Origin of the sequence: Pseudomonas sp. 22515 (assembly GCF_052044625.1) — a bacterium.
Classification (GTDB): domain Bacteria; phylum Pseudomonadota; class Gammaproteobacteria; order Pseudomonadales; family Pseudomonadaceae; genus Aquipseudomonas; species Aquipseudomonas alloputida.
The window spans coordinates 1-6,291 of record NZ_JBQENN010000059.1 but is presented as its reverse complement, the minus strand read 5'-3'; the positions used below and the strand labels follow the sequence as shown (position 1 = coordinate 6,291).

8 protein-coding genes are annotated in these 6,291 nt (G+C 61.8%); 4 read left to right on the top strand and 4 right to left on the bottom strand.

Annotated elements, in window-relative coordinates; all coding sequences use genetic code 11:
• Positions 1–428: 428 nt before the first annotated feature.
• Positions 429–1,850 carry a group II intron reverse transcriptase/maturase gene (ltrA, locus tag ACTJJN_RS26800; protein ID WP_221101214.1) on the top strand — a complete coding sequence of 474 codons (1,422 nt, stop codon included), beginning with the start codon at positions 429–431 and terminating at the stop codon, positions 1,848–1,850.
• Between the two features lie 140 nt (positions 1,851–1,990).
• On the opposite strand, the gene ACTJJN_RS26795 is transcribed toward ltrA, so the two are convergent.
• The 3 genes from ACTJJN_RS26795 to ACTJJN_RS26785 all read right to left on the bottom strand — a co-directional run bounded on the left by ACTJJN_RS26795 (position 1,991) and on the right by ACTJJN_RS26785 (position 4,027).
• Positions 1,991–2,419 carry an organic hydroperoxide resistance protein gene (locus ACTJJN_RS26795; protein WP_012053329.1) on the bottom strand — a complete coding sequence of 143 codons (429 nt, stop codon included), beginning with the start codon at positions 2,417–2,419 and terminating at the stop codon, positions 1,991–1,993.
• Between the two features lie 140 nt (positions 2,420–2,559).
• Positions 2,560–3,015, bottom strand: coding sequence for a MarR family winged helix-turn-helix transcriptional regulator (locus tag ACTJJN_RS26790; protein ID WP_012053328.1), 456 nt, complete (start codon positions 3,013–3,015; stop codon positions 2,560–2,562).
• 58 nt (positions 3,016–3,073) lie between these two features.
• Positions 3,074–4,027: a LysR family transcriptional regulator gene (locus tag ACTJJN_RS26785; RefSeq protein ID WP_088513083.1), complete on the bottom strand. Its 954-nt coding sequence runs from the start codon at positions 4,025–4,027 to the stop codon at positions 3,074–3,076.
• A gap of 113 nt (positions 4,028–4,140) precedes the next feature.
• Between ACTJJN_RS26785 and ACTJJN_RS26780 the strand changes: the two genes are divergently transcribed.
• Positions 4,141–4,890, top strand: a complete 750-nt coding sequence (locus ACTJJN_RS26780; RefSeq protein ID WP_440781786.1) for a sulfite exporter TauE/SafE family protein — start codon at positions 4,141–4,143, stop codon at positions 4,888–4,890.
• Between the two features lie 28 nt (positions 4,891–4,918).
• Here the strand turns inward: ACTJJN_RS26780 and ACTJJN_RS26775 are convergent, their stop codons facing one another.
• Positions 4,919–5,770: a LysR substrate-binding domain-containing protein gene (locus ACTJJN_RS26775; RefSeq protein WP_003252879.1), complete on the bottom strand. Its 852-nt coding sequence runs from the start codon at positions 5,768–5,770 to the stop codon at positions 4,919–4,921.
• A gap of 96 nt (positions 5,771–5,866) precedes the next feature.
• Here ACTJJN_RS26775 and ACTJJN_RS26770 point away from each other — a divergent pair, with 96 nt between their 5' ends.
• Positions 5,867–6,085: a DUF1127 domain-containing protein gene (locus ACTJJN_RS26770; RefSeq protein WP_003252881.1), complete on the top strand. Its 219-nt coding sequence runs from the start codon at positions 5,867–5,869 to the stop codon at positions 6,083–6,085.
• Between the two features lie 8 nt (positions 6,086–6,093).
• On the top strand, positions 6,094–6,291 hold a 198-nt coding region (locus tag ACTJJN_RS26765; protein WP_324737060.1), incomplete at its 3' end, for a hypothetical protein.

The following is a 6,291-nucleotide window of genomic DNA, read 5'->3' as shown; positions in this document are numbered from 1 at the left end:
TGGTGCGCCAGGCATGGCGCGTTGCGCGATAGCGCAACCAGCTTGGCTGTGGTGGCCTCGCTGGTGACTTGGGGGTGAAAGTCCTCTACACACCCGGCAAGGGGAAGTGTTAGCCAGAGGCAAGGGTGTCGTGGGCGACTACGAATCTGAAGGAAGCCCGAGGCAAAATGCTGGCCTGACGAACAGGAAGCGGATCAGGCGGCGCAGCGGGGCAAGACGGCCATAATCGTCAAAGCCCAATACTTGCACGGAACGCTGCGACGTAAATCCGACAGGCATAAGCAGGAAGGTCACGCGAATTACCCTGGGAGATCTGTACGCTTGCCTTGGTGCTACCGAGCGTCGAGAGGCGACGGGATGAGCGTGCAGAAGTCAGCCGAGGCCGTAGTAAGTGGCGGTTAACCGCGTCACCAAGGGCCGAACAGGTTATGCCGCCAGTAGGCGTCACTGTCTCGTTGGTAGCCGCAATGCAGAAATTTCCTAAAACGGAATCTGTCACTCCGAATCCCGGCCAGAAGCCGAGGATGATGCCTGACAGCGCAAAGGTATCGACGGCGTCATCGGCGTGGACGAACGCAGAGCCGGACACGCTGATGGAGCGGGTGCTCGCACCGGCCAACCTCAGACGTGCGTATAAGCGCGTAGTCAGCAATAAGGGAGCGCCGGGTGCCGATGGCATGACGGTCGCCGACCTTGCAGGCTATGTGAATCAGTATTGGCCAATCCTCAAAGGCAGATTGCTGGCCGGTGAATACCATCCCCAAGCCGTACGTGCGGTTGAAATTCTCAAGCCGCAGGGCGGCACGCGGCAACTGGGAATTCCCAGCGTCGTGGATCGCCTGATCCAGCAGGCATTGCTGCAACAACTCACGCCATTCTTCGATCCTTTGTTCTCGGATTTTAGCTACGGCTTCCGTCCGGGCAGGAGCGCGCATCAAGCTGTCGAGATGGCCCGTGCCCATGTGGCATCGGGGCACCGGTGGTGCGTGGAAGTCGATCTGGAGAAGTTTTTTGATCGGGTCAACCACGACATCCTCATGGCCTGTATCGAGCGCCGGGTCAAAGATAAGTGCGTACTTAGGCTTATCCGTCGCTACCTTGAAGCGGGAGTCATGTCAGGCGGTGTCGTCAGTCCACGGCAGGAAGGGACGCCGCAAGGCGGCCCGCTCTCGCCGCTGCTGTCGAATATCCTGCTCGATGAATTTGACCGCGAACTGGAGCGGCGGGGCCATCGCTTCGTGCGCTATGCCGATGACGCGAACATTTATGTGCGCAGTCCTCGGGCTGGCGAACGGGTACTGGCTAGTGTCGAGCGCTTCCTGAGTCAACGTTTGAAACTGACGGTGAATCAGAAGAAGAGTCGAGTCGCGAGAGCCTGGAAGTGTGATTACTTGGGTTATGGGATGAGCTGGCATCAGCAGCCAAGGTTGCGGGTGGCAACGGTGAGCCTGAGTCGCCTGCGCGACCGGCTCGCAGAGCTGCTATGCGGCGCGCGGGGCCGCAAGATGGCAAACACCATCGAGCGGATAAACCCCGTACTACGAGGTTGGGCGGGTTACTTCAAGCTCAGCCAGAGCAAGCGGCCACTTGAGGAGCTGGATGGCTGGATCAGGCACAAACTCCGCTGTGCCATTTGGCGCCAATGGAAACAGCCCTCTACGAGGGCGCGCAACCTGATGCGTCTGGGCTTAAGCGAGGAGCGTGCCTGTAAATCGGCCTATAACGGCCGAGGCCCATGGTGGAACTCGGGGGCGCCACATATGAATCAGGCGCTGCCGAAGAAACTATGGGATCGACTCGGACTGGTCTCGATACTGGATACGATCAACCGGCTTAGCCGCATAGCTTGAACCGCCGTGTACGGAACCGTACGCACGGTGGTGTGAGAGGACGGCGGGTGTGAACCCGCCTCCTACTCAATCCTGTGCTTTCCCAATCCTCAGCGCGTGCTTGTGCTCGCGCTTTTGTGGGAGCGGCCAGCCTTTGCGCCTTAGACGGTTACGTGCAGGCGCACATCCACATTACCGCGGGTGGCATTGGAGTACGGGCACACCTGATGCGCCTTTTCCACCAGCCCTTCGGCATCGGCCTGGGCCAGGCCCGGCAGGTTGATGTGCAGGTCGATGTCCAGGCCGAAACCGCCCGGGATCTGGCCGATGCCCACCTTGGCGGTGATCGAGGCATCTGCCGGCAGGGCTTTCTTCTCTTGCCCGGCCACGAACTTCAAGGCGCCGATGAAGCAGGCCGAGTAACCGGCGGCGAACATCTGCTCGGGGTTGGTGCCGTCACCGCCCGCGCCGCCCAGCTCTTTGGGGGTGCTGAGCTTGACTTCCAGCTTGCCGTCGCTGGAGCGGGATTTGCCGTCGCGCCCACCGGTGGAGGTTGCTTCTGCGATGTACAGCGGAGTGACCTTTTGCATCTTGAGCCTCGCTAATGTGCTGTGCGCTCCCGTTTGCAGGAGGGCGGGGGTTGGTGTGGGATTTAAATTAGCGCGCAATTAGTTAATGCGCAAGATAAATCATCGCCGTTCATCGGAACGGCCATTTCACAGCATAGCGCTCAGAGGTTTTTCTGCAGGTTTTCGCGCAGGTTCAGCAGGTCGGCTTGCAGTTTCTGCAACTGCTCAAGGCTCCGCCCGCTGGCCTTGAGAATGCACGGCGGCACCTCTTTGGCCTGCTGTTGCAGGGCGCGGCCTTTGTCGGTCAGCTGTACCATCACTACCCGTTCATCTTCGCGGCTGCGGTTGCGCTGCAGCAGGCCTTCGCTTTCGAGGCGCTTGAGCAGCGGGGTCAGCGAGCCTGGGTCGGTCAGCAGGTGCTGGCTGATTTCGCCCACGGTCAGGCCGTCACGCTCCCAGAGCACGAGCATGGCAAGGTATTGCGGGTAGGTCAGGCCCAGCGCCTGCAGCAGCGGCTTGTAGACCTTGGTCATCAGCAACGAGGTGGAGTGCAGGGCGAAACAGACCTGGTTGTCCAGCAGCAGCTCGTCACAAGAGGCTTGGGTGTCGGCGTTCATGCAGGTCCTTGAAAGTCATCAATGGAAAATTCTGGCACGCTGATCATCAGTGCGCGAATTAATCGCGCAGTTCACTGCGCAAGGCCAGGTCCCAGGGTGGAATCGGGCTGAAGCGGCTCTTGAGGAATTCGAGCAGCAAACGGCTGCGAGAGTTCGTTTCATGTGCCAGGCGTAGCGCATAAATGCCGCTGGTCTCGGCTTCAGGCATGCCGCCGTCGCAAAACAACGGGATCAGCTCGCCGCGCAGCAGGTACTCACTGATCAGCCAGGTGGGCAGGTGGGCTATCCCCAGGCCGGCGAGGGCGCCGAACAGCAGGGTTTCGGCATTGTTGGCAGCCATGCGCATGCGCGCGGGGCGGTACAGGCGGGTTTGCCCGGCCACACTGAAGCGCCAGGCGAACGGCGGCGCCAGGCCATCCCAGTCCAGCCCGTCATGCCCGGGCAGTTCGCTGGGGCAGGTGGGGATGCCGCGGCTGGCCAGGTAGGCGGGGCTGGCGCAGGCAATGCGCACCATGTAGGCGAGCGGCGTGGCGACCAGACGGGTGTCGGCCAAAGGGCCGGCGCGCAGCACCAGGTCGACCTCGCCCAGGTGGCTGCCCTGCAGGTCGACGAAGCTGTCGATCAACCGCAGTTGCACGTCCAGGCCCGGGTAGGCCACCAGGAAGTCGGCAATGGCCGGGGCCAGGTGGCGGCGGCCAAACGCGGCAGGGGCGTCGATGCGGATCAGGCCTTCCGGGGCATTGCTCAGTGACACCGCTTCAGCCCGGGCCAGGCGCAACTCCTCGATGATGCGCCTGGCCCGCTCGGCAAAGGCGTTGCCTGCAGGCGTGGCCCGCACCGCGTGGGTGCTGCGGGTGAACAGGCGGCTGCCGACGGCGCTTTCCAGGTTGTCGACACGCCGTGCTACCGCAGACGGGGTCAGCGGGTGGCGACGGGCGGCGGCAGAAAAGCTGCCGGTTTCCAGCACATCGAGGAACAGGCTCAATTGGTCGGTCAGGGTATCGGGGTTCATGGCTGCCTTGCTTTTGCGAAAAACGCACAGCCATTGTGCGCTGCTGTGCGTTTCCCCGCCAGCGCACACTCGTTAGCATGCTCGCATTATTGGTACAGGCGGACGAGGCCCTGATGATCGAGTGGTTGTTGTATATCGTGCTGGGCGCTGCCCTGGGCACCATGGGGGGCTTGTTCGGCATTGGTGGCGGGCTGATTGCGATTCCGGCGTTGGGCGTGCTGTTTGGCCTGGACCAGCAGTTGGCGCAGGGGACCGCGTTGGTGATGGTGGTGCCCAATGTGCTGCTGGCGCTGTGGCGGTATCACCAGCGCAACCGCATCGCGTTGCGCCATGCGTTGCCGCTGTCGGCGTGCAGCTTCTTGTTTGCCTGGCTGGGGTCGATCTGGGCGGTGGGGCTTGATGCGCATTCCATGCGCCTGGGTTTTGTCGGCTTCCTGGTAGCGTTGGCGGTGTGGAACGTGGTGCGGATGTTCATGAAGGTGTTGCCGCCGAGTGCCGAGCTGCGTCATGCCTGGCCGTGGCTGGGTGTGCTGGGCAGCTTTGCCGGCACCATGGGCGGCTTGTTCGGGGTGGGTGGGGCCGTGGTGGCCACACCGATCCTGACCAGTGTGTTCGGCGCTACTCAGGTGGTGGCGCAGGGGCTGTCACTGGCGCTGGCGGCGCCGAGTACCTTGGTCACGCTGGTGACCTATGGCGTGCACCATAGTGTTGACTGGGGGGTAGGGATTCCCTTGGCGGTGGGGGGCTTGCTCAGCATCAGCTGGGGCGTGAAGCTGGCCCACGCGTTGCCGGAGAAGGTATTGCGGGCGATGTTCTGTGTGTTCCTGGTGGTCTGTGCGGTGATGCTGGGGTTCGAGCTTTGAGAGGTTGGGGCCGTTTTTCGGCCCTCGATCACTTGAAACCCTCAACGATGTAGTCGGCCATGCAGTCGGTGATTGGCGAGGGGGTCTGCGTACTGCGCACCAGCATTACATTGGCCATGGGCAACTGTGGCAGCCCTTCGCTCTCACCCAGAATGCGGATGTTGCCCCCGATCAGGCTCTGCAGCTGCGCGGTCACTGCCAGCCCGGCGGTGACGATGGCAAAGATTGCCGCCAGGCTTGGGCTGGTGTAGGCAATACGGTAATCGATGCCCTGTGCCTCCAGCGCATTGCAGGTCCAGGCGCGACAGAAGCAGTCGGTGTTGAACAGCGCCACCGGCATCGGCCGCTGTTCGTGCGGGCAAAAGCCTTCTGCCGCGGCCCAGACCAGGCGTTCCTGGCGTAGCAACTGGCCAATCTCGTTGCCGGGCTCGCGGGTGACGATGGTCAGGTCCAGGTCCTGGCGCAGCATCAACTGCTTGGACGAATCGCAATGCACTTCCACCTGCACCAGCGGGTAGGCTTGGGCAAAGCTCGACAAGATGGTCGGCAGGAAGCGCATGGCGTAGTCGTCTGGTGTGCCGATGCGCACCAGCCCAACCATGTGTGGCATGCGCAGGGTGTTGAACACCTCGCCATGCAACTTGAGAATGCGTCGGGCATACCCAAGCAGTACCTGGCCTTCGGCGGTCAGCCGCACCTGACGGCCATCACGTTCGAATAGCTGGCGCTGCAGAATGTCTTCTTCCAGGCGTTTCATCTGCATGCTGACCGCTGACTGGGTGCGGTTGACCACTTCGCCTGCGCGGGTAAAGCCGCCTTGCTCGGCAATGGCGACGAAGGTGCGCAGGACATCCGCGTCGAGGCTCTGGTACTGGGACATTGCATCAATCTCCGAGATGCATCGCATCAGAAACATTCGTTGGATTGATCTTATGCCTGGCGTGAGACTGAGGCCATCAACACGGAGGGCTTCACGATGAAAGGTCATGTCAGCAGCATCCAGCAACCTGCCTTTTCCCTGAGCTACCTGTGGCATGCGGCCTTGCAGCGTCCGGCGCGCTGGCTGCAGTTGTACCGACAGCGTCAGGAGCTGGCCAGCCTCAGTGATGCAACCTTGCGCGACTTGGGGTTGAGTCGGGCGGATATCCAGCAAGAGGCCGAGCGGCATTTCTGGGATGATCCATTGAGGAAGTGATGCCATGCGTGGCAGTCGCTTCTGCTCCAGTTCCAGCTCCAGCTCCAGCTTTTGCTCTTGCTCTTGCTCTTGCTTTGGCTTTGGCTTTTGCTTTGGCTTTTGCTTCTAAGCGCGCGGTAGTTCAGGCGATGCAGATTGCGACTTCAGGAGGCCGAGCGCAGGGCTTGCGGAGGGAGGTGACGGGCATGGATGCCCGTCAAGCGCTG

What these genes read in the sequence shown, in the direction of transcription:
- ltrA (WP_221101214.1), top strand. Translation starts at nt 429, where the DNA reads ATGCCGCCAGTAGGCGTCACTGTCTCGTTGGTAGCCGCAATGCAGAAA.
- ACTJJN_RS26795 (WP_012053329.1), bottom strand. Translation starts at nt 2,419, where the DNA reads ATGCAAAAGGTCACTCCGCTGTACATCGCAGAAGCAACCTCCACCGGT.
- ACTJJN_RS26790 (WP_012053328.1), bottom strand. Translation starts at nt 3,015, where the DNA reads ATGAACGCCGACACCCAAGCCTCTTGTGACGAGCTGCTGCTGGACAAC.
- ACTJJN_RS26785 (WP_088513083.1), bottom strand. Translation starts at nt 4,027, where the DNA reads ATGAACCCCGATACCCTGACCGACCAATTGAGCCTGTTCCTCGATGTG.
- ACTJJN_RS26780 (WP_440781786.1), top strand. Translation starts at nt 4,141, where the DNA reads ATGATCGAGTGGTTGTTGTATATCGTGCTGGGCGCTGCCCTGGGCACC.
- ACTJJN_RS26775 (WP_003252879.1), bottom strand. Translation starts at nt 5,770, where the DNA reads ATGTCCCAGTACCAGAGCCTCGACGCGGATGTCCTGCGCACCTTCGTC.
- ACTJJN_RS26770 (WP_003252881.1), top strand. Translation starts at nt 5,867, where the DNA reads ATGAAAGGTCATGTCAGCAGCATCCAGCAACCTGCCTTTTCCCTGAGC.